Origin of the sequence: Lonepinella sp. BR2271, assembly GCF_051851515.1 — a bacterium.
Classification (GTDB): Bacteria; Pseudomonadota; Gammaproteobacteria; order Enterobacterales; family Pasteurellaceae; genus Lonepinella.
Window position 1 is genome coordinate 1 of record NZ_JBPDVF010000010.1, and the last position, 19611, is coordinate 19611.

Annotated in this window: 23 protein-coding genes and 1 pseudogene; 11 read left to right on the forward strand and 13 right to left on the reverse strand. The window is 38.0% G+C overall.

Features of this window, described 5'->3' with window-relative positions:
• The first annotated feature begins 115 nt into the window (after positions 1-115).
• The 3 genes from ACTG7X_RS08455 to ACTG7X_RS08465 all read left to right on the forward strand — a co-directional run bounded on the left by ACTG7X_RS08455 (position 116) and on the right by ACTG7X_RS08465 (position 2713).
• Positions 116-565: a hypothetical protein gene (locus ACTG7X_RS08455; protein ID WP_439258050.1), complete on the forward strand. Its 450-nt coding sequence runs from the start codon at positions 116-118 to the stop codon at positions 563-565.
• 24 nt (positions 566-589) lie between these two features.
• The gene (locus ACTG7X_RS08460; RefSeq protein ID WP_439258051.1) at positions 590-1225 is read left to right on the forward strand and encodes a hypothetical protein; all 636 of its coding nucleotides are present in this window, start codon (positions 590-592) and stop codon (positions 1223-1225) included.
• Positions 1226-1495: 270 nt separating this feature from the next.
• Positions 1496-2713 (forward strand): tyrosine-type recombinase/integrase, encoded by a 1218-nt coding sequence (locus ACTG7X_RS08465; protein WP_439258052.1) that lies wholly within the window; start codon positions 1496-1498, stop codon positions 2711-2713.
• Between the two features lie 26 nt (positions 2714-2739).
• Here ACTG7X_RS08465 and ACTG7X_RS08470 read toward each other — a convergent pair whose 3' ends face one another.
• The gene (locus tag ACTG7X_RS08470; protein ID WP_439258053.1) at positions 2740-3129 is read right to left on the reverse strand and encodes a helix-turn-helix domain-containing protein; all 390 of its coding nucleotides are present in this window, start codon (positions 3127-3129) and stop codon (positions 2740-2742) included.
• A 123-nt stretch (positions 3130-3252) separates the two neighbouring features.
• Here ACTG7X_RS08470 and ACTG7X_RS08475 point away from each other — a divergent pair, with 123 nt between their 5' ends.
• From ACTG7X_RS08475 to ACTG7X_RS08490, 4 genes are all read left to right on the forward strand, one after another.
• Entirely contained in the window at positions 3253-3603 is a 351-nt protein-coding gene (locus ACTG7X_RS08475) for a hypothetical protein (RefSeq protein WP_439258054.1), read from the forward strand.
• A gap of 1 nt (position 3604) precedes the next feature.
• Positions 3605-3919, forward strand: a complete 315-nt coding sequence (locus tag ACTG7X_RS08480; protein ID WP_439258055.1) for a hypothetical protein — start codon at positions 3605-3607, stop codon at positions 3917-3919.
• Positions 3920-3922: 3 nt separating this feature from the next.
• Entirely contained in the window at positions 3923-4258 is a 336-nt protein-coding gene (locus ACTG7X_RS08485) for a hypothetical protein (protein WP_439258056.1), read from the forward strand.
• Between the two features lie 401 nt (positions 4259-4659).
• The gene (locus ACTG7X_RS08490; protein ID WP_439258057.1) at positions 4660-4812 is read left to right on the forward strand and encodes a helix-turn-helix domain-containing protein; all 153 of its coding nucleotides are present in this window, start codon (positions 4660-4662) and stop codon (positions 4810-4812) included.
• Between the two features lie 71 nt (positions 4813-4883).
• Here ACTG7X_RS08490 and ACTG7X_RS08495 read toward each other — a convergent pair whose 3' ends face one another.
• Together ACTG7X_RS08495 and ACTG7X_RS08500 are read right to left on the reverse strand one after the other, a co-directional pair.
• Complete coding sequence (locus ACTG7X_RS08495) at positions 4884-5591, reverse strand: primase C-terminal domain-containing protein (protein ID WP_439258058.1); 708 nt, start codon at positions 5589-5591, stop codon at positions 4884-4886.
• 12 nt (positions 5592-5603) lie between these two features.
• Complete coding sequence (locus ACTG7X_RS08500; protein WP_439258059.1) at positions 5604-5975, reverse strand: replication initiation protein; 372 nt, start codon at positions 5973-5975, stop codon at positions 5604-5606.
• A 560-nt stretch (positions 5976-6535) separates the two neighbouring features.
• On the opposite strand from ACTG7X_RS08500, the pseudogene ACTG7X_RS08505 reads away from it, so the two are divergent.
• Positions 6536-7744 (forward strand): annotated as a pseudogene (locus ACTG7X_RS08505) (IS256 family transposase).
• 176 nt (positions 7745-7920) lie between these two features.
• On the opposite strand, the gene mnmA reads toward ACTG7X_RS08505, so the two are convergent.
• The 10 genes from mnmA to ACTG7X_RS08555 form a co-directional block, all read right to left on the reverse strand.
• The gene (mnmA, locus tag ACTG7X_RS08510; protein ID WP_439258060.1) at positions 7921-9072 is read right to left on the reverse strand and encodes a tRNA 2-thiouridine(34) synthase MnmA; all 1152 of its coding nucleotides are present in this window, start codon (positions 9070-9072) and stop codon (positions 7921-7923) included.
• 139 nt (positions 9073-9211) lie between these two features.
• On the reverse strand, positions 9212-9454 hold the full coding sequence (gene nqrM / locus ACTG7X_RS08515) for a (Na+)-NQR maturation NqrM (protein ID WP_439258061.1): 243 nt from the start codon (positions 9452-9454) through the stop codon (positions 9212-9214).
• A 9-nt stretch (positions 9455-9463) separates the two neighbouring features.
• The gene (locus ACTG7X_RS08520) at positions 9464-10507 is read right to left on the reverse strand and encodes an FAD:protein FMN transferase (RefSeq protein ID WP_439258062.1); all 1044 of its coding nucleotides are present in this window, start codon (positions 10505-10507) and stop codon (positions 9464-9466) included.
• Between the two features lie 136 nt (positions 10508-10643).
• Positions 10644-11873 (reverse strand): NADH:ubiquinone reductase (Na(+)-transporting) subunit F, encoded by a 1230-nt coding sequence (gene nqrF / locus ACTG7X_RS08525; RefSeq protein WP_439243716.1) that lies wholly within the window; start codon positions 11871-11873, stop codon positions 10644-10646.
• A gap of 10 nt (positions 11874-11883) precedes the next feature.
• Complete coding sequence (gene nqrE / locus ACTG7X_RS08530) at positions 11884-12480, reverse strand: NADH:ubiquinone reductase (Na(+)-transporting) subunit E (protein WP_439243713.1); 597 nt, start codon at positions 12478-12480, stop codon at positions 11884-11886.
• A 1-nt stretch (position 12481) separates the two neighbouring features.
• Positions 12482-13105 (reverse strand): NADH:ubiquinone reductase (Na(+)-transporting) subunit D, encoded by a 624-nt coding sequence (locus tag ACTG7X_RS08535; protein WP_439243711.1) that lies wholly within the window; start codon positions 13103-13105, stop codon positions 12482-12484.
• The gene (locus ACTG7X_RS08540) at positions 13105-13878 is read right to left on the reverse strand and encodes a Na(+)-translocating NADH-quinone reductase subunit C (protein ID WP_439258063.1); all 774 of its coding nucleotides are present in this window, start codon (positions 13876-13878) and stop codon (positions 13105-13107) included. Before ACTG7X_RS08540 ends, ACTG7X_RS08535 begins: the two co-directional genes overlap by 1 nt.
• On the reverse strand, positions 13871-15106 hold the full coding sequence (locus tag ACTG7X_RS08545) for an NADH:ubiquinone reductase (Na(+)-transporting) subunit B (RefSeq protein WP_439258064.1): 1236 nt from the start codon (positions 15104-15106) through the stop codon (positions 13871-13873). Before ACTG7X_RS08545 ends, ACTG7X_RS08540 begins: the two co-directional genes overlap by 8 nt.
• Positions 15107-15108: 2 nt before the next feature.
• Positions 15109-16440, reverse strand: coding sequence for a Na(+)-translocating NADH-quinone reductase subunit A (locus ACTG7X_RS08550; protein ID WP_439258065.1), 1332 nt, complete (start codon positions 16438-16440; stop codon positions 15109-15111).
• Positions 16441-16718: 278 nt separating this feature from the next.
• Positions 16719-17030 (reverse strand): BolA family protein, encoded by a 312-nt coding sequence (locus tag ACTG7X_RS08555; protein ID WP_439258066.1) that lies wholly within the window; start codon positions 17028-17030, stop codon positions 16719-16721.
• A gap of 102 nt (positions 17031-17132) precedes the next feature.
• Between ACTG7X_RS08555 and ACTG7X_RS08560 the strand changes: the two genes are divergently transcribed.
• From ACTG7X_RS08560 to glyQ, 3 genes are all read left to right on the forward strand, one after another.
• A complete protein-coding gene (locus tag ACTG7X_RS08560; protein ID WP_439258067.1) occupies positions 17133-17732 on the forward strand; it encodes a YajG family lipoprotein in 600 nt (199 codons plus the stop codon).
• 166 nt (positions 17733-17898) lie between these two features.
• A complete protein-coding gene (rsmE, locus tag ACTG7X_RS08565; protein WP_439258068.1) occupies positions 17899-18630 on the forward strand; it encodes a 16S rRNA (uracil(1498)-N(3))-methyltransferase in 732 nt (243 codons plus the stop codon).
• A gap of 68 nt (positions 18631-18698) precedes the next feature.
• Positions 18699-19607 carry a glycine--tRNA ligase subunit alpha gene (gene glyQ / locus ACTG7X_RS08570; protein ID WP_386689237.1) on the forward strand — a complete coding sequence of 303 codons (909 nt, stop codon included), beginning with the start codon at positions 18699-18701 and terminating at the stop codon, positions 19605-19607.
• The last annotated feature ends 4 nt before the right edge of the window (positions 19608-19611 follow it).

Here is a 19611-nt window from a genome sequence, read left to right on the forward strand (position 1 = left end):
CCTACATTAGATTGAAAAATAGTCAATTTTCGCAAGGATTATAATCCTTTTAGTTGTTATTGACATAACAACTAAAACACCTCTGTATATAAAAATAATTAATAGGAGTTTCAACATGAAGAAAGCTATGATTGCATTAGCATTGGCGGGATTGGCAATTTCTGCTCAAGCCTCCATCGATGATCTAAAAATTGCAACAGTTAAGAAAATTTATCAGCCTTTATTTAGTGATAAATGGCCGAATTATTATAAATTGGCGACAGCTGACTTTAAAAAAGTAATAGATTGGGATGACCGAGTAGCAAAGAAAATTGGTGAAAGTTGTATTGATTTTGATCCTATTATTAGTGCGCAAGATTATGATAAGCAGGAAATCAAACGTACGATTGAATACCGAACCTTACCCAATGGCAATGTTCAAGTCTCTTTCCGTAATTTTAATGAACTTAATAAAGTCGAATATGCGCTTTCTTGCACAAGCAATAAATGCCTGATTGATGATATTGGTGGGTTTAAACAAGGTATTAAAAGTTGTTTAAAACTATATTATTCGAAATATAAATAAACGTGATTGATAAAGGAGTGTTTTATGAAAAAATCTGTTTTATGGCTTGCCTTGCCTATGTTATTAAGTAGTTGTGCTGAAGCGAGCCAATTTTTAACATCGGCTTTAAAGGATTCCAAGATGCCGGATTATGAAACCTATGAAAAATTAGCAACTAGCAATAATAGTGTAGAATTTGAGCAATATTTTAAAAGACAATATACAGATGATTGGCCTAACCTTAAGTTGGATGTTAATTTGGTCAACAGTGATATTTTTTCTTGGTATAATAAAGAATTGTTCAGTGATAAAAATCGTTATTCTGAGGTCATCGGGAGTGTTGATACTGATGATAAAACTCGTCCAATATTACGTTTGAAGTTTAGTTCAGTGCTAAATTTTACACGTACAAATTTTTATAAACTATTAGAACTCAGCCCAAATGATGTCAAAATTGAGATTTTAAAACAAACTTGTTATGCATATCGACGCTCAGCATTTTTTTATAAATTGACATTGAAAAGCGGAAAAAACTTATATCTGGTTGAAGACTTAGGTTCAGGTAATGCTAGTGCTCAAACATATCTGAAATTTTCTAAAAAGAAACTGAGCTGTGACAGTGTGGGATATGAAAAAAGAGGCAATATTTCTAAAGAAACCATTCAGTTTTTTGAACAGTAGCTTTATTAAGATTATGTTTATAAAGGATTTTTTGAATATAAATTGCTATGATATTTCACCATATATCAGGAAATACCATAATACCTTGTATATCAATGGATTTACATAATTCCAGTAACTCATTATAATTCAGAATATATCATCAAAATTCAGTTTTTTAGTAACCATTTTGGTATCTAAATGCAAGATGGCTTAATTTTTTGGTTACTAAACAAGGTCAAAATATTGTTTAATGATTAAACATTAAACAACAATAATAATGGGGATTTTATGGCTAAGAAAGTTCATCAGCTTGTTGATACGGAAATCAAAAAGGCAAAGGCAAGCGATAAACCATATACATTAACTGATGGTGGTGGATTGTTTTTACTGATTTCAACCACAGGTTCTAAATCTTGGCGTTTTAACTATTATCACCCAGTGACCAAAAAAAGAACAAAAATGGCATTGGGTATGTACCCAGCAATCGGGTTATTAAAAGCTCGTACGTTGCGAGATGAATACAAACAACTGCTTGCTAATCATATTGATCCACAAGAACATATCAAAGCTGAAAAACAAGAGAAGTTACAAGCGACACAACACACCTTTTTAGCTATTGCCGAACAATGGAAACAAAAGAAATCCGCTGAAATTAAACAAGTAACCCTGAATAACCATTGGCGTAGATTAGAACTTTATGCTTTTCCTGAACTCGCTCATTTACCGATTGCAAGTATTAAACCATTACAAGTCACTGAAATGGTTAAACCCTTGTTTAACCGTGGTGTCAATTCAACAGGTATATCTCTTTTGCAAACAATCAATGAAATTATGCGGTTTGCGGTTAATCGTGGTATTATTGAGTTCAATAAATGTGCTGATATTGCTGACACATTTGTGCGTTCTAAAGTAACACATCACCCTACTATTCGCCCCGAAGATTTACCTGAATTCTTTGCCGCATTGCGTGATTCACACGCCGATTTAGTTATCAAATCCTTGATTGAATTTTCATTGTTGACAATGGCAAGACCTAAAGAAGCGTCTAATGCCAAATGGACTGAAATTGATTTTGAACAAGCCTTGTGGCATATCCCCTCTGAACGCATGAAAATGAAACGAGCATTTACCATTCCATTATCTCCACAAGCGGTGAAGATTTTACAAAAATTGCAAAAAATGACAGGTCGTAGTCCTTATATTTTTCAAAGTATGAAGAAACCATCGCAACCAATAGGTTCACAGATTGCTAATAATACGATTAAACAAATGGGGTATAAGGGGCAGTTAACATCACACGGTTTGCGTTCTATCGCTAACACCTATTTGAGTGAAAAATTTATTGATGTGAATGTTGAAATCATTGAAGCCTGTTTATCACACCGAAGTGCAAATCAAGTGCGTAATGCCTATAATCGTTCAACATTCCTTGAACAACGAAAACCATTGATGAATGATTGGGGGGATTTTGTTGAAAGTTGTATCAAAGGTAGTTTCAATTTATAGCATAATACCCAATAATGGATTTTTATTTATTTTTGTTCTAACAAATTAACAATTCTATCTAACCTATTGATTTCTTGCTGTCTTTGTTCTAACAAGTCATCTTTATGTTTTAACATTAATTTTAATTTTTCAATTTCAGCGAGTAACGATTCATCATTTTGACCATAATAAACAACATTATTATCAACACTATCATTGTGTAAGAAATATACTCCCTTTTGGGTGGCATTCATAAATTCCAAGGCATCCATATTAAAAAGATTAGCAATTTGCTCTAGCTTTTCCAAACTTAACTTACTTTCACCACGTTCAATTTTTGCATAGCCATTAACTGACATATCTAATTTTTCAGCCATTTGTTCTTGAGTCCAATGATTCATTTCTCGTATTGTTCTTACTTTTTGATTTAATTTCATACAATCACCATAATTTGTGGGTTTTATATACCGTAAAAATAGTAGTAACATTCCTTTAGGGTTACTGTAATTAAAGATAGATGGACTATAAAATACACTTATTCAATATGTTAGGAGATTTTTATGTCATTCTCTATCAAGCCCTTATATCTGTTGATTGTAGCTTTATTCGCCACAAATGTCTATGCTGTTACAGACAAAGTAGAAATTAATCTAAAAGGGAATACACCCTCTCAGAATCAAAAGTGCAAATTAACTTTCAAAAATACTAATGGGCGATTTGCGAAATGTGTTTCTGATGATTTCAAAATATTAGCCAGTAATGGTGCCTGTCCATCAGATGAAAAAATGAACTATATTGCTGATAATTGTTTACTAAAAAGTCGAGTGTTTCCTGATGATGTTGGAGAACTCCAATATTATATTTATGACTCAAAAGGAAAAATTATTAATACTTTGAATAACGGAGAATAAAATGAAAAAGATATTTTCTCTTTTATGTCTAGTGCTTTCCACACAAGTATATTCCTATAGTGACACAATAAAATTTAATGCTCGAGGTGTGACTATTAATGGTGAAACACCCCCAAAAGAAACGTGCATATTGACATTCAAAGATACACCAAAACAATTTGCTCAATGTTTAGTAAAATATGCTAAAGATCAGACAACTTTTGGTTGCCCAGATGATTTCAAAATGGAAACAATAGGTAGAACATGTTTACAATTGACAAACACAGATCCCGATAATATAGGGGATATTGATTACGAAATTGATGATGGAGAGTAAATTTTGGACGCTATTATTACAATCATTGGGATTATATTAGGTCTTGGTTTTTTTGTTATTATCATAGAATTTATTTGTAAATTAATAAAAAGATTTCTTAAATTATTTGGTTTCTTTTGTGAAATATGCCCTAAATGTAATGCAAAAGATAGTTTCAAATTAGATAGTACAAAGATTATAGATCGTTACAATACAAGTAAAAAAGTTGATGAGCGAACGGCTACAGGAAAAAGACGAGAACGTCATATAAAATGTACTAAAGTGGTTAAAAAATATGTCTATTGTTGCCGTAGTTGCAATTACAAATATTACATTGAACGAACTGAAGAATTAACGTAAATTGTATCTAAATGATCCATAGCAGATCTTTTCATCAACCCTAATAGGGCAACACATTTCTCTTGTTAAAATGTTGCTACGGATCATTTAGGCACATTTTAGCTTACATAAATATTTTAGATTCATTAAATTATGTACATAGAGAATAAAAAATGATGAAAAATATTCCAAAATTTCCACCGCACTTTGATTCAGATACTCAAAAGCTCCTTGAAACAATACTAATCAAACTTGATCTTGATGAACTTATCTTTTTGCTTAGAATGTTCCAACGCAGTTAGCAAGCAAAATTCTTACTCGCAAGAACAATTAAAAAAATTATCAATATGAAGTTATTTTGAAAAAATGAGTGTTAAGCTCTTTAAAAATCCATTATAACAAGAGAATCAAAAGGGCTTTATATGTTACTACAAGATAATATTGGTTATTATTTCACTATTAAAGAATTACAAGATCGCTTTCGGGTGAGTCGCTCCACCATTTTACGCTTAATTGAATCAAAAAAATTATTATCCATTAAACTTGGGCGACAAGTGCGAATCCCTGAAACATAGGTTTTAAGCTATCTTGAAACTTGTAAAGCATAAAAAATAAGCCGTCAAAAAATAATCTTGACGGCTTTCATTTAGGTACGGGCTTGATGATAACGCTTGAAACACATTTTTGCATTATGCTCTGAAATACTTAATTTCTGTGCAATATCTCGCCATTTAACACCTTGATTTCTGAAATCTAAAATCTGTTGATATTTTAATTGCGATTGTTTGATTGAATCCGTATTTGATTTAACCCAACCAAATTCTTTTGCCCAACGATTAATCGTCGCTAAACTAACATTAAAATATTCAGCTAATTTTTTCAAAGGTATCTCAGGTTTATTTTTACCATATTTGTTAATCAATTCATCTTTAGCAATTTGTTGATTTTTCCACCGCAGTTTAGACCGATTAGACTGAATTTGCTTAAATTCAGATTCAGAAAATCGCTCCCAAATCCAATGTGTTGCACTTTTTGCAATCGATTTTAATTCACGATAATTCAATGGCGGTTGCTGCGATTGATTTAACTGCTCTAAAATGGACAACAAATACTGATTAAATTGTTCTTGTTGTTGATGTTCTTTTTTGAAACCTAAAACTTCACGATAACCAATTCTTGTTATTTGTCTAAACAAATCGCAATTTCTACCTTCGACTACTTCATCATCATTATAACATACAGGTTTATCTGATAATTCAACAAAATCTGCCAAATAATCTAAACTGTATGCAGGCACATTGAAAACAATTGTTTGCCAAAAATCAGAATTCGGATTTTTTGTAAAAACACCCACATAATGCTTGTCCTAACCTAATTTTTCAACATAGGCTCGTTGAATTTTCTTAAAATAGGCAATCGGTTTAAATCGAGCTTTACTGGTATTACAAATTGGTGATTCAAGCGCATAAATGTAATGGCAACGACCATTGAGCTTATTTTTAACCACTATATTTGGTGGTGGTAACCCAACAAAATCCCAGTCCATTGCTGAATTTTCTCTATCTAAATCAAAGACCATAAATTTAATGAATAAATCATTAAACTGAATATACTTATGACTTAACGCAATATCTTTTTCGTTTAAACGTACACCATTATCAAAATTATCGGTTGATTTTATCTTGTTTGCTAAACTGCGATTAAAATCATTTAAGGTGTAATTATTTTGAGTAAACATTCTCTTTCTCCATTGAGTAACACAATATCAAGCCATATCAGATAATCATTGAGTATATTAATGATTAATTTAAGCAGTAACAACGTATTATCCCATATCAGATATTAATCACTAAAAGTGTAATTAGAATCAATGGTAACTAACATATTATTACAGACCGTTATTTCTTACTTGGCTTAGTTGAGCCTAATTTGAACAACATTGTTTGACAACTAGACAGATACAATATTGTTACACTAGACTAGATGAGAAAGAGATTTTTATAACTTCATATTTAACTTTTTGACAATCTTTTGTATAATTTATCAGCAGTTAAACTAGGTGATCGAAACAAGATCATTTATTGTTCATTTTATGATGATACATTTTATTATAGTAACCAATTTGGTAACCAAATATATTACTGTAATTGATAGGTTCTAATTTATATAAGGGTTAGATTGATATAAAACAACTTTTTGAATAAGAAAAGTTGCTATTCAGTGAAAGAAAAGAGCCTATAACAAAATTTGTGTAAATACCTGTTTCTGAGATAATAACCAAAAACAGGTATTTTTATGATGAACGAACAACAAATTAAAGCATTGGCTAATGAATTAGCTAAAAACCTCAAAACGCCAGAAGATCTCAATCAGCTTTCTCGAATGCTGAAAAAAATCACCGTGGAAACTGCTCTCAATACTGAGCTTACTGAACATCTTGGTTATGAGAAAAATCAGCCAAGAAGGGCTAAAAATAGCCGAAATGGTTATAGTCAAAAAACATTGCTCACCGATGAGGGGGATATTGAACTCAACATTCCACGAGATCGTGATAGCACCTTTGAGCCCCAGATTATTAAGAAAAATCAGACTCGCATCACGGGTATGGATGAGCAAATTATTGCCTTATATGCCAAAGGGTTAAGTAATCAGGAAATCGTTGATTCCTTTAAGGAATTTTACGATGCCGATGTTTCACCGAGCCTGATTTCTCGGGTGACAGATTCGGTCAAAGAACGCATTATTGAGTGGCAAAATCAACCGCTTGATGCGGTGTATGCCATTGTTTATTTGGATTGCATTGTGGTGAAAGTTCGCCAAGATGGAAGGATTATCAATAAAGCCGTGTTTGTCGCTCTTGGCGTGAATTTGGAAGGGCGTAAAGAGCTTTTGGGGCTTTGGATTGCCGAAAATGAAGGGGCAAAATTTTGGTTAAACGTACTAACCGAGCTTAAAAATCGTGGCGTACAGGATATTCTGATAGCCTGTATTGACGGCTTAAAAGGCTTTCCTGAAGCGATTAATACGGTCTTTCCTGACACGAAAATTCAGCTTTGTATCGTACATATGGTTCGTAATAGTTTGAAATATGTCACTTGGAAAGATTACAAAGCCGTCACAGCGGATTTAAAGCTGATTTATCAAGCACCTACGGAGCAGGTAGCCCTACAGGCACTGGCTAATTTTGAGCAAAAATGGCAAGCAAAATACCCATTAATCGCCAAAAGCTGGCGAACGCATTGGGCGAATTTAGCCACGATTTTCAACTATCCTGACGATATTCGTAATGCAATTTACACGACGAATGCGATAGAATCGTTAAATAGCGTGATTTGACGAGTGATTAAAAAACGAAATGTCTTTCCGACTGACGAATCCGTGATTAAAATAGTTTGGCTTGCGATTAAAGATGCGTCTAAAAAATGGTCAATGCCAATCCGAAATTGGCGAGCAGCATTGAACCATTTTGTGCTAGAATTTGGTGATCGCTTAAATGATCACCTTTAAGTGAAATTGGTGTTTACACAAAATATGGGATAGGCTCAAAGAAAATACTAAATAGCAACCATTTTGTCCAATAGGCATCATTGATCAGAAATTAGCAACCATTTTGTCCATTATGCCTCTTTTTTTTATGGGTTACATTCATTTATCAAGTCATAGCTCAACATTCAAAAACAGAATTATTTCACTTGCGTTTCAATCACCCCGCCACCCAAACAAATTTCTCCCAGATAAAACACCGCACTTTGCCCAGGAGTGACAGCGATTTGGGGTTCATCAAAAACGACACGGATATTATCATCATCTAGTGGGATAATTTCACAAGCAATATCTTCCTGACGATAACGTGTTTTTACGGTACAGCGTAGATTTTGGCGAATAGGTTGGCGATCGATCCAATGCAGTTGGCTTGCGGTTAAACCGGTTGAAAGTAAGGCTGAATTATCATGACCTTGTGCCACAATAAGCACATTATTGATTAAATCTTTTTCCACTACATAAAAAGGTTCTTCGCTTAATCCTTGTACGCCACCAATACCCAAGCCTTTACGTTGTCCTAAGGTGTGATACATTAAACCGTCGTGATGACCTACTAACTTACCCTCTACGGTACGGATTTCACCCGGTTGAGCAGGCAAATAACGTGCTAAGAAATCTTTGAATTTGCGTTCACCGATAAAGCAAATGCCGGTGGAATCTTTTTTCTTGGCAGTGACTAAACCTAAATCTTCGGCAATGGCTCGAACAATGGGCTTTTCAATATCGCCTACGGGGAATAGACTTTGCCCAACTTGTTGATGACTTAAGGTATAAAGAAAGTAGCTTTGATCTTTATTGCTATCTAAACCACGTAATAATTGAGCATGCTCATCATCACCTGAACGGCGAACATAATGCCCTGTGGCGATATAATCCGCACCTAAATCTTCTGCCGCATATTCTAAAAAGGCTTTAAATTTGATTTCTTTATTACAGAGAATATCAGGATTTGGCGTACGGCCTGCTTTATATTCGCTAAGAAAATGCTCAAAGACATTATCCCAATATTCCGCTGCAAAATTGATTTTATGTAATTTCATCCCCAATTTATCCGCCACCGCTTGTGCATCCGCCAAATCAGCAGCTGCGGTGCAATAATCGGTGTCATCATCTTCTTCCCAGTTTTTCATAAACAAGCCTTCCACTTGGTAGCCTTGTTGTTGCAAGATAAAGGCGGAAACCGAGGAATCTACACCACCTGACATCCCCACAATAACTTTTTTGGTTTGGTTTTGGGCGAGTTGATCGGGGGTTAGGGTTGGGAAATGATCGTTATAGGTTTTTGATTGCATAGGGTATCTCTTTTTTTACCCTCACTCTAGCCCTCTCCCAAAGGGAGAGGGGACAGAATGAGGAATAATTTTATTTTAATCTTCGCCCTAAAAATCGTTCCCTCTCCCCTTGGGAGAGGGCTAGGGTGAGGATTCTACATTACTTCACTTCATAAAACGTCGGTTTTGCAAAGCGTTCTAATTCTTTTGGATCGGCTTCACCTTTGGCTACTTTATTTTTCAAATTATCACAAGGTTCATCACAGTCACAAACTTTTTTCATGCCTAACGCAGAAATGCCCCCACAACTTCCTTGAATAGATTTACGTTTAACAATATACCCTAACGCCATGCCGAAAATAACCAGCATAAAAATGCCAAAGGTAACTAAAAAAACTTGCATAATATTTCCTTATTGATGTTGTTCCGCTAAAAGTGCGGTAAATTTTGATGACATTTTGGTTTCAAAACCTTTATCGGTTTTAATAATCATATAAATGGCAATGCCTTGTTGTTCTGCTATCTCCAGTGCTTTTTGTTCGCCTAGTACGAATAATCCCGTGGATAAGCCGTCTGCAGTCATGGCAGAAGGATGTAATACCGTGATCGAGGCGAGATTATGTTGCACTGGGTAACCTGTTTTAGGATCGATTTCATGGCTATAACGAATACCATTTTGTTCAAAATAATTACGGTAATCTCCAGATGTCGCCATGCCTAAATTTTTCAAGCCGACAATTTTTTGGGCGGAACGAGAACCATCAGCATTCGGTTGTTCAATGGCAATTTGCCAGTCTTTGTTTTCCGCATTTTTGCCCTTGGCTCGGATTTCTCCCCCGATTTCGACCAGATAATTGGCAATATGGAGCTGATCTAAATAATCTGCCACTTGATCCACGCCGTAGCCTTTGGCAATAGAAGATAAATCTACATAAAGCTCTGGAATACTTTTTTCTAGGCTAAATTTATCCGCACTTTTGCTTAGTTTTAATTTATCAATACCCACTTGTGCGAGACGTTCATTTAATTGTTGCTGACTAGGTTGTTTATTCAACCGTTTATCAGGACCAAATCCCCATAAATTGACTAAAGGCCCCACTGTGACATCTAATGCACCGTCTGTTAATTTGTTTAAACGGATAGATTCCGCCATTACTTTGCCCAATTCAGGGGAAATTTCAATGGATTGATTGACTTGTGTATTTTGATTAAAACGGCTTAATTCCGATGTCGGAATATAGGTGGACATTTGGTCATTCACCTTTTTCAATATCACTTCAATTTGTTCATGGGTTTGTTCTGCTTGTTGGCTTACATTGCCATTATCAATATATTTGATATGGTAGGTGGTGCCCATGGTTTTGCCTGATAGGGTGATAATTTCGGGATCTTTGCCACAAGCAACGAGAAAAAGGCTTAGGGCGAGTATGAATAAATATTTTATAGAATATCTCATGTTCTTGTTTTATTATGTTTTTAACCCTGCACTTGCGTACAGGGTTATAAAAAGTAACGATGCTCCGAATCTTTTTTACAAAGCTACGGAGTAGCGACACCATGCTGCTCCCCATACGCAAGTATGGGGATAAAGGTTAACCACCAAAGTCATCTAATAAGATGTTTTCGTGTTCAACGCCTAAGCCTTCTAGCATTTTGATTACCGCTGCATTCATCACCGGTGGTCCACACATATAGTATTCACAATCTTCTGGGGCTTCATGATTTTTCAGATAGTTTTCATAAAGCACGTTGTGAATAAAGCCGGTGTAACCTGTCCAGTTATCTTCTGGTAACGCATCAGATAAGGCAATATGCCATTCAAAGTTGTCGTTTTCACGTGCTAACATATCGAAATCTTCTTCATAGAAAATTTCACGTTTAGAACGTGCACCGTACCAGAAAGTCATTTTACGTTTACTGTGTAAGCGTTTTAATTGGTCGAAGATATGCGAACGCATTGGTGCCATACCCGCACCACCACCAATAAAGACCATTTCATTATCGGTTTCTTTGGCAAAGAATTCACCAAATGGCCCTGAAATCGTGACTTTATCACCTGGTTTTAATGACCAAATATAAGAGGACATCTGACCTGGTGGTACGTCTGGATTGCGTGGTGGCGGTGTGGCAATACGTACGTTAAGCATAATAATGCCTTTTTCTTCTGGATAAGATGCCATAGAGTACGCACGAATAATATGTTCATCGACTTTTGACACATAACGCCAGAGATTAAATTTATCCCAGTCTTCATGGTATTCTTTTGGAATATCGAAGTCTTTGTATGCCACAGTATGTGGTTCTGCTTCAATCTGAATATAGCCACCAGCACGGAATGGCACTTCTTCACCTTCAGGGATGGCCAATTTAAGTTCTTTGATGAACGTGGCTTTGTTATCGTTAGAAATAACGGTACATTCCCATTTTTTCACACCAAAGATTTCTTCTGGCAATTCAATATCCATAGAAGATTTGACGTTCACTTGGCAAGATAAACGATAGCCTTCTTTTGCTTCACGTTTGGTAATATGCGAAAGTTCGGTTGGCAGAATTTCACCACCGCCTGATTTCACTTTTACCACACATTGACCACAAGAGCCACCGCCACCACAAGCGGAGGAGACGAAAATCCCTTTGCTGGCTAAAGCACCTAATAATTTACCACCGGCTGGCAAGGTGATCGCTTTTTCAGGATCATCATTGATAGAAATGGTAATATCGCCCGAATCCACTAATTTAGATTTAGCGAATAAAATAACTACTGCAAGCACTAATACAAGGGCTGTAAAAATGCCGATACCGAAAATAAAATTACTATCCACGATACGCTCCTTATAATTGAATGCCTGAGAATGACATAAAGCCTAACGCCATTAAGCCAACGGTGATAAAGGTAATCCCTAAACCACGGAGACCTGCTGGTACGTCAGCATATTTCATTTTTTCAGTTAAACCCGCTAATGCAACAATCGCTAACATCCAGCCAGTCCCTGCACCGATACCATAAACCACGGATTCAGGGAAGTTGTATTCACGTTGCACCATGAAAGATACGCCACCGAAGATCGCACAGTTTACCGTGATTAATGGTAAGAAGATCCCTAACGCACTATAAAGGGCTGGGAAGAATTTATCTAATACCATTTCAAGGATCTGTACCAGTGCCGCAATCACACCGATAAAGGTGATGAAGTTTAAGAAGGTTAAATCTACCCCTTCCACTAAAGCCCCATCTTTTAGGATGTGAGTAAACACTAATTGGTTAGCAGGCACCGCAATACCTAATACCACGATAACCGCAATCCCTAAACCAAAGGCGGTTGAAACTTTCTTTGACACCGCAAGGAATGTACACATACCAAGGAAGAAAGAAAGTGCCATATTCTCAACGAATACAGACTTTACAAATAGACTTAAATAATGTTCCATTTTATTTCTCCACTTGCTCAGGTTTCCAGGTTCTTAAACCCCAGATTAGGAAACCGATAATAAAGAATGCACTTGGTGCTAATAGGAATAACCCATTGGTTTGATACCAACCGCCATCATTGATGGTTTGGAAGATAGTCACACCGAAAAGTTTACCTGAACCAATTAATTCACGTAAAAATGCCACGGTGACTAAAATGGCACCATAACCTAAACCGTTACCGATACCGTCCACAAAACTTTCTAATGGAGCAGATTTCATCGCAAAGGCTTCCGCACGTCCCATGACGATACAGTTGGTGATAATTAAGCCAACGAATACCGAAAGTTGTTTGGATAAATCATAGGCATAAGCACGTAAAATTTGGTCAACCAAGATTACCAAGGAGGCAATGATCGCCATTTGTACGATAATACGAATGCTGTTTGGAATGTAATTACGGATAAGTGAAATAAATAAACTTGAAAAAGCCGTTACTAAACTTACCGCAATAGCCATCACGACCGCTGTTTGTAATTGGGTCGTTACCGCCAATGCAGAACAGATCCCGAGGATTTGTAATGCAATCGGGTTGCTATCCGCAATTGGGGATAACAACAGTTTTTTGTAATTAGAGCTAGCCATTAGTTTGCCCCCATTGCTGCTTTGAATTTGGTCAAATATGGACCGAAACCATTTGGACCGAACCAATATTTAATTGAACCATCTACACCATTAGAGGTTAAGGTTGCACCAGATAAAGCATCCACACCATGTTCTACATCAGCAGAACCACCTTTGTGTACACCTAAAGCAACGTCACCTTGCGGGTTGAAGATTTTCTTATTTTCAAATTTTTTCTGCCAAAGCGGATTCGCAATTTCACCACCCAGACCAGCGGTTTCACCTTGTTCATAGTAGGTGATACCTTTTACCGTATTGGCATCAGTGGCTACCGAAACAAAGCCATACATCACTGACCATAAGCCATTACCATACATTGGTAATACGACCTGAGTAGTATTGCCTGCATCATCTTTGACTAAATAAACTTCGGCATATTTTGCCCGCACTTTAATGTGTGCTTTATCGTCATCAGGGCTGATGGCAATACTGGTCGCTGGATCTTTAGCCGCCACTTTCGCGTCAAAGTTCTTCACGCCATCTACATAGTCACCAGTGGCTAAATCCACGATTTTAGGCTCAACGGATTTGGCAAAGACTTCTTGCACATTAATGTTGGGCTGCATTAAACCAGCCGCTTGTAAAATATTTTTTTGTTTATCAAGTTGTTTCTGAATATCTTGCGTAGGTTTTAACAGCACTGCCGCACCGGCTACCACAAGAGAACAGACTAAGCTCAATAACACCACGACGGTTAATGTGCCGCCGACGCTATCTTTATTAAATTTAGACATTGCGAGCTCTCCGACGTTTGATATTTGCTTGCACCACTAAGTAGTCGAACAATGGAGCAAATAAGTTAGCGAATAAAATAGCCAACATCATCCCTTCTGGGTAAGCTGGGTTGACGACACGAATTAACACGGCCATAAAGCCGATTAACGCACCGTACCACCATTTACCTTTTTCAGTAAATGACGCTGAAACAGGGTCAGTCGCCATAAAGATCATACCAATCGCAAAACCACCTAACACTAAGTGCCAGTGCCAAGGCATGGAGAACATGGCGTTGGTTGAAGAACCGATTAAGTTAAAGGCTGTCGCTGTAATCACCATACCTAAGAACGTACCGGCAATAATCCGCCAAGACGCAATGCGAGCGAATAAAATAATCAATCCACCGATAATTAAGGCAAGGGTAGAAACTTCACCCATGGAACCTGGGATATTGCCTAAAAACGCATCCATCCACGTAATTGGTTGACCAGTAGAGATGTGTTTTAATGCCGCTTCACCACCTTGTGCCCATTGGGATAACGCTGTTGCACCTGAGAAACCATCCGCTGCTGTCCACACCGCATCACCTGAAATTTGAGCAGGGTAAGCGAAGAACAAGAATGCACGACCAGCGAGAGCAGGGTTCATAAAGTTTTTACCGACACCGCCGAAGACTTCTTTCGCTACGACTAAACCGAAAGTAATCCCTAACGCTGCTTGCCATAGTGGTAAAGTTGGTGGCACCACTAAAGCGAACAGAATCGTAGTAACGAATAACCCTTCGTTAACTTCGTGGCCACGCACGACCGCAAAGCCCACTTCAATCGCTGAACCTAACAAGAAAACGGTTAAGTAAATTGGTAAGAAAAAGACCGCACCCAGTGCCATTTTGCTACCAATGCCGGCATCTGCAGAAACGTCTAAACCTAATAACTGAACAATGGCATAATGCCAGTCATGAGCCGCTAAGGCATCAACCGTGGTGCCAAGGCTAGCAATGGCATGAATGGATTGATGACCCACATTGTACATACCATAGAATACCGCAGGGAACAACGCTAACCAAACGGTGATCATCATACGTTTTGAGTCAATCGCATCACGTACGTGTGTCCCATTTTTTGTTACCGTACCTGGCGTGTAAAGCAAAGTAAACATTGCTTCAAACACAGGGTAAAGTTTGGCAAATTTACCACCAGGTAGGAATGCGGGTTCCATTTTTTCAAAAAGATGTTTTAACCCCATTTTTAACCTTCCTTCTCAATTTTTTCTAATGCTTGACGTAACAGGACACCGTAATCGGTTTTACCTGGGCAAACATAGGTACAAAGGGCTAAATCTTCTTCATCTAACTCTAAGCAACCTAGGGTTTGGGCAGAATCCGTATCACCTGCGGCTAAATCACGCAATAATAAGGTGGGTAAAATATCCAACGGCATCACACGTTCATAAGAACCAATTGGCACCATGGCACGATCGCCACCGTTAACTGCGGTGGTAAAATTGAATAATTTACGGCTAAAGTGACCTAATACGGTACGAGTAATGGAATATTTGCCTGCTTGTGGCGTAATCCAACCCATAAATTCTTTTTCGTCACCTTCGGCTAACACGGAGACTTGTAGGGCGTAACGACCTAAGTAATCATGTGGGCCTTGTGCGGTGACACCGTTTAACACGGAACCTGAAATCACACGGTTGTTACCGGCATTTAGCTCATTAGCGGTTAATTGCGATAAATTCGCTCCTAAACGGGTCCGCACTAAACGTGGATTTTTCACTTGTGGACCGGCTAAAGACACGATACGGTCGGTAAACAATTCACCGGTGGTAAATAATTTACCCATCGCAATCACATCTTGATAATTCAAATGCCACACATGTTTGGTGAAACTGACAGGATCAATAAAGTGAATGTGTGTTCCCACTAATCCTGCAGGATGAACGCCTTTCACTTCGTGAACGGTTGCGGTTCCTACACTTGGTAGGGTAACACCAGCAGCTTTTACCAAATTAATTTTGTTGTGTAAACGACCTAGCACGGTTAAACCATGAGCGAAATCATCGGCATATTGCTCAATAATTACCGCAGGATCCGCTGCCAATGGATTGGTATCCATGGTGTTCACAAAGATAGACGATGGAACCGCATCAACCGCTGGAATTTTACTGAATGGACGGGTACGAAATGCGGTCCATAAACCAGAAGATTGTAGATTTTGACGAACTTCTTGTTCGCTTAATTGATTTAACGCAGAAACTTCGTATTTAGCAAAAGTTTCTTGTTCGTTACCATCCAGAGCAATCACCACAGATTGCAATACACGCTTGGCACCACGATGAATCGTCGTGACAGTACCACTTGCAGGAGCAGTGAAAACCACGCCAGGGTTCTTTTTATCTTCAAAAAGTACCTGACCTTTTTTCACCACATCACCTTCACGTACCTTCATCGAAGGACGCATACCCACATACTCTTCGCCAAGCATAGCAACTTCAGTTACGGCATTACCGTCACGGATGACTTGTTCTGGTTTTCCTGCAATAGGAAGATCCAAGCCTTTTTTAATCGTAATCATTATTTGCACTACTTTTTCGTTAGGGTTGAAAATTAAGCCATTATTTTAGAAAAATTCCAAAATAATGACCGCACTTTGAGCGATAACATAGGGAGAATCAAGACAGTCCCCCAAGAAATCATAAAAATAAAAAACTCAAATTCGGTGTTGTTGTTCATAAAAAACAATAATAACAAGGTATTTTAACCAAAATTTGATTATTCTTCCAGTTTAACCGTATTTTTTTCCCTATTTTTGTTAAAAAAAAGTAAAGATGTTTTTCAACTACCCCAAAAGCGTTATTGTCCCACCCCGACACATTTGGGCGACATTGGATAATTTCCTTGTAAGGCTTGCCACTCCGATAGCGTATAAGTGTGCAATGCTAAGGCATGAATGCCTTGGGCTAAATCTTGTGCAAAAAGTTGATACAGTAAACGGTGCCTTGCCACTTGGCGAAGTCCATTAAATTTGTCGCTGACTAATACAATTTTAAAATGCGAATCGGCCCCTTTTCCTGAGCTGTGCATGTAGCTTTCATTTTCCACTTTCACAAAGTGCGGTTGAAATTCGTTAATTAAACGTTGCTCTAATTCTTGTTGTTTTGACATAATGGCTTTCCTATCATAAAATTTTACGCAAAGGCTATACATTATTGACGAAGTTTGCAAGAATATGTGCATATAAATTTCATCTTACTAAAAGGAGCAATTATGACATTGATTAAAAAATTCTCATGGGGGGCATTCGCATTAGGGGCCCTTTTATTAGCCGGCTGTTCTTCCACGCCGAGCAATACCTTAACCTTTAATCCTCAGTCCCCAACGGCCACAACCGCATTTAATACGCAAAATCAAAAAGCCATTGTAAATGTGGTGAGTAAAGATGGACGGAGTCAAGCCGAGGTGTCAAGTTACACCCTTAATAGTGCATTATTTAAACTTTATTCTTCGCCAGCAGTGGAAAAATTATTTCAACAAGTGGTACAACAAGACTTGAACGCAAAAGGTTTCCGTTTAGCCACAAATGGCGTGAATACCAATGTGCTTGTGACGGTGAAAGAATTTTATGCCAAAGTCGAAGAAGGCAATATTCGCCATAAAATCAGTTCCAGAGTGCAGTTAGAAGTGCATGTGCAAGGTATCAAAGGCAACTTCACCAAAAACTTCGGCGCAAGTCGCATTGATGAAGGCGCATTAGGTGTGAACAATAACGATATTCAAAAATCCTTAGATGCCACCTTAAAAGATGTTGTGTCTGCCTTATATAAAGATACGGAAATTGCGGGGGCAATTAGTCGTTACGTGGAATAATCACCGTCGGCATTTGCTCTCAATTTTGCAATTCCTTATTCAAAAAGAAGTTCTGTCTTGTGCAGAACTTTTTTATTTGAATTACGAATAACCTTAAAAAACCTTGTTTTTTTTCACCGCATTTTGCTTTATTATAGCGAGACTTGATGAAAAATATGAAATAGCCATGAGAATACCCAGAATCTATCACCCCGAACCTTTAGAAAATCAAACGCAATGCCAACTGAGTGAAGAGGCTGCCAATCACGTTGGGCGAGTATTGCGGATGCAAGTGGGCGAAAAATTAGAGCTGTTTGATGGTTCAAATTATAGTTATTCCGCTCAAATTACTGAAAGCAGTAAAAAAACGGTCAGTGTAGAAATTTTAGATCGTCAACTTGATAACCGAGAAAGCCCGTTAAAAATCCATTTAGGACAAGTGATTTCTCGTGGCGAGCGAATGGAATTTACTATTCAAAAATCCGTGGAATTGGGCGTGAATGTAATTACGCCACTTTGGTCAGAACGTTGTGGCGTAAAATTAGATGCAGAACGGATGGAGAAAAAAATTCAGCAATGGCAGAGAATTGCTATTGCGGCTTGTGAACAATGTGGGCGAAATGTGGTGCCTGAAATTCGTCCGATGATGAAGTTGCAAGATTGGTGTGCGGAGCAAGATGGCACGTTAAAGCTCAATTTGCACCCAAGAGCCAATTATTCCATTAAAACTTTGCCGCAAATTCCTGCGGCTGGCGTGCGGTTGTTGATTGGCTCGGAGGGCGGTTTGTCGCCACAAGAAATCAGCCAAACCGAACAACAAGGCTTTACCGACATTTTGCTCGGCAAACGTGTATTACGCACCGAAACCGCCGCATTAACGGCGATTACTGCATTGCAAGTGTGTTTTGGTGATTTATAACCGTTTTATATTCATCAATTTTCCCGTATAATGCGGTGCAAATTTTCATTATTTTTTTGAGATAACTTATGACAACGACATTTAACGTAAAAACATTCCAAGGGATGATTTTAGCCCTGCAAGATTACTGGGCGAAACAAGGGGCAACCATTGTACAGCCTTTTGATATGGAAGTGGGGGCAGGGACTTCTCACCCAATGACGGCACTGCGTGCTTTAGGACCTGAGCCAATGGCATTCGCTTATGTACAACCATCACGCCGCCCAACAGACGGTCGTTACGGCGAAAACCCAAACCGTTTGCAACATTATTATCAATTCCAAGTGGTGATTAAACCGTCCCCTGATAATATTCAAGAACTTTACCTTGATAGCCTAAAAATGCTCGGTTTTGACCCAACCCAAAATGACATTCGCTTTGTGGAAGACAACTGGGAAAACCCAACTTTAGGGGCGTGGGGCTTAGGCTGGGAAGTGTGGCTTAACGGTATGGAAGTGACCCAATTTACCTATTTCCAACAAGTCGGCGGTTTAGAATGTCGTCCTGTCACAGGCGAAATCACCTACGGTTTAGAGCGTTTGGCGATGTATATTCAAGGTGTGGACTCTGTGTACGATTTAGTTTATTCAGACGGTCCACTCGGCAAAACCACTTACGGCGATGTGTTCCATCAAAACGAAGTGGAGCAATCTACTTATAACTTTGAATATGCCGACACGGATTTCTTATTCCAATGTTTCGATCATTACGAAAAAGAAGCCAAAGCCTTGTTAGAATTAGAAAAACCGTTGCCATTGCCTGCTTACGAACGCATTTTAAAAGCGGCACATAGCTTTAATATGCTAGATGCACGCAAAGCGATTTCGGTGACGGAACGTCAACGGTATATTTTGCGGATTCGCACCTTAACCAAAGGTGTGGCAGAGGCTTATTATGCAAGTCGTGAAGCCTTAGGGTTTCCGGGGTGTAAGAAGTAACCCA

Excerpts from the sequence above, each read along its gene's own strand:
- ACTG7X_RS08550 (WP_439258065.1), bottom strand. The coding sequence starts at position 16,440 with ATGATTACGATTAAAAAAGGCTTGGATCTTCCTATTGCAGGAAAACCA.
- ACTG7X_RS08460 (WP_439258051.1), top strand. The coding sequence starts at position 590 with ATGAAAAAATCTGTTTTATGGCTTGCCTTGCCTATGTTATTAAGTAGT.
- ACTG7X_RS08540 (WP_439258063.1), bottom strand. The coding sequence starts at position 13,878 with ATGTCTAAATTTAATAAAGATAGCGTCGGCGGCACATTAACCGTCGTG.
- ACTG7X_RS08560 (WP_439258067.1), top strand. The coding sequence starts at position 17,133 with ATGACATTGATTAAAAAATTCTCATGGGGGGCATTCGCATTAGGGGCC.
- ACTG7X_RS08520 (WP_439258062.1), bottom strand. The coding sequence starts at position 10,507 with ATGAGATATTCTATAAAATATTTATTCATACTCGCCCTAAGCCTTTTT.
- ACTG7X_RS08475 (WP_439258054.1), top strand. The coding sequence starts at position 3,253 with ATGTCATTCTCTATCAAGCCCTTATATCTGTTGATTGTAGCTTTATTC.
- ACTG7X_RS08490 (WP_439258057.1), top strand. The coding sequence starts at position 4,660 with ATGTTACTACAAGATAATATTGGTTATTATTTCACTATTAAAGAATTA.
- nqrE (WP_439243713.1), bottom strand. The coding sequence starts at position 12,480 with ATGGAACATTATTTAAGTCTATTTGTAAAGTCTGTATTCGTTGAGAAT.
- ACTG7X_RS08535 (WP_439243711.1), bottom strand. The coding sequence starts at position 13,105 with ATGGCTAGCTCTAATTACAAAAAACTGTTGTTATCCCCAATTGCGGAT.
- ACTG7X_RS08555 (WP_439258066.1), bottom strand. The coding sequence starts at position 17,030 with ATGTCAAAACAACAAGAATTAGAGCAACGTTTAATTAACGAATTTCAA.
- mnmA (WP_439258060.1), bottom strand. The coding sequence starts at position 9,072 with ATGCAATCAAAAACCTATAACGATCATTTCCCAACCCTAACCCCCGAT.
- ACTG7X_RS08465 (WP_439258052.1), top strand. The coding sequence starts at position 1,496 with ATGGCTAAGAAAGTTCATCAGCTTGTTGATACGGAAATCAAAAAGGCA.
- ACTG7X_RS08480 (WP_439258055.1), top strand. The coding sequence starts at position 3,605 with ATGAAAAAGATATTTTCTCTTTTATGTCTAGTGCTTTCCACACAAGTA.
- glyQ (WP_386689237.1), top strand. The coding sequence starts at position 18,699 with ATGACAACGACATTTAACGTAAAAACATTCCAAGGGATGATTTTAGCC.
- ACTG7X_RS08470 (WP_439258053.1), bottom strand. The coding sequence starts at position 3,129 with ATGAAATTAAATCAAAAAGTAAGAACAATACGAGAAATGAATCATTGG.
- ACTG7X_RS08500 (WP_439258059.1), bottom strand. The coding sequence starts at position 5,975 with ATGTTTACTCAAAATAATTACACCTTAAATGATTTTAATCGCAGTTTA.
- ACTG7X_RS08545 (WP_439258064.1), bottom strand. The coding sequence starts at position 15,106 with ATGGGGTTAAAACATCTTTTTGAAAAAATGGAACCCGCATTCCTACCT.
- rsmE (WP_439258068.1), top strand. The coding sequence starts at position 17,899 with ATGAGAATACCCAGAATCTATCACCCCGAACCTTTAGAAAATCAAACG.
- ACTG7X_RS08455 (WP_439258050.1), top strand. The coding sequence starts at position 116 with ATGAAGAAAGCTATGATTGCATTAGCATTGGCGGGATTGGCAATTTCT.
- nqrM (WP_439258061.1), bottom strand. The coding sequence starts at position 9,454 with ATGCAAGTTTTTTTAGTTACCTTTGGCATTTTTATGCTGGTTATTTTC.